This window comes from Streptomyces sp. HD (assembly GCF_028369295.1).
In the GTDB taxonomy this organism is placed as follows: Bacteria; Actinomycetota; Actinomycetes; order Streptomycetales; family Streptomycetaceae; genus Streptomyces.
The window spans coordinates 1-533 of the sequence record NZ_JAQMYP010000180.1 but is presented as its reverse complement, the minus strand read 5'-3'; the positions used below and the strand labels follow the sequence as shown (position 1 = coordinate 533).

The window sequence follows — 533 nt, the reverse complement described above, 5'->3', positions numbered from 1 at the left end:
CCGCGAACCGCACCCGCTGACGCAGATTGCGATACCAGTACCCGCCGTCCAGACCGGCGGTGTCGATGAGTTCGGCCTCGGTCGTGGAGAAGAACGGCACCTCACCCGAACGCGGGACCACCGGTGCGAGGACCTCGGCCAGCTCGGCCTCGATGGCCTCCACGTGCCGGGTGTGGGAGGCGTAGTCCACCGGGATACGACGCGCCCGGACGTCGTGGCCCTCGCAGTGCGCCATCAGCTCATCCAGCGCGTCGGCGTCACCGGCCACCACCACCGAACCCGGACCGTTGACCGCAGCAATGTCGATGCGGCCCGCCCAAGCCGTCAGCAACTCCTCAACATTCGCGAGGGGTTGAGCGAGGGAGACCATGCCACCGCGGCCGGCGATGGCCCGGATCGCCTTGGACCGCAGCGCCACCACCCGCGCCCCGTCCTCCAACGACAGACCACCCGCCACCACCGCGGCAGCAATCTCACCCTGCGAATGACCCACCACCACCGACGGCTGAACCCCGCAAGCACGCCACAGCGCC

Annotated in this window: 1 protein-coding gene; it reads right to left on the bottom strand. The window is 69.8% G+C overall.

Going from position 1 to position 533, the window contains the following annotated elements:
• On the bottom strand, positions 1 to 533 hold a 533-nt coding region (locus POF73_RS45895; protein WP_272125495.1), incomplete at both ends, for an acyltransferase domain-containing protein.